The sequence below is a fragment of the Sporosarcina koreensis genome (assembly GCF_042655825.1).
GTDB lineage: Bacteria > Bacillota > Bacilli > Bacillales_A > Planococcaceae > Sporosarcina > Sporosarcina koreensis.
On the sequence record NZ_JBHSNP010000013.1, the window covers coordinates 1 to 518 of the forward strand.

Annotated in this window: 1 rRNA gene; it reads left to right on the forward strand. The window is 54.8% G+C overall.

The features are described 5' to 3' along the window. A 23S ribosomal RNA gene (locus tag ACFPTP_RS10010) occupies window positions 1-518 on the forward strand; the annotation flags it as partial.

The window sequence follows — 518 nt, forward strand, 5'->3', positions numbered from 1 at the left end:
AGAGTGCAAAGGCATAAGGGAGCTTGACTGCGAGACCTACAAGTCGAGCAGGGTCGAAAGACGGGCTTAGTGATCCGGTGGTTCCGCATGGAAGGGCCATCGCTCAACGGATAAAAGCTACCCCGGGGATAACAGGCTTATCTCCCCCAAGAGTCCACATCGACGGGGAGGTTTGGCACCTCGATGTCGGCTCATCGCATCCTGGGGCTGTAGTCGGTCCCAAGGGTTGGGCTGTTCGCCCATTAAAGCGGTACGCGAGCTGGGTTCAGAACGTCGTGAGACAGTTCGGTCCCTATCCGTCGCGGGCGCAGGAAATTTGAGAGGAGCTGTCCTTAGTACGAGAGGACCGGGATGGACACACCGCTGGTGTACCAGTTGTCTTGCCAAAGGCATCGCTGGGTAGCTATGTGTGGACGGGATAAATGCTGAAAGCATCTAAGCATGAAGCCCCCCTCAAGATGAGATTTCCCATTACATTTGTAAGTAAGATCCCTCAGAGAAGATGAGGTGGATAGGTC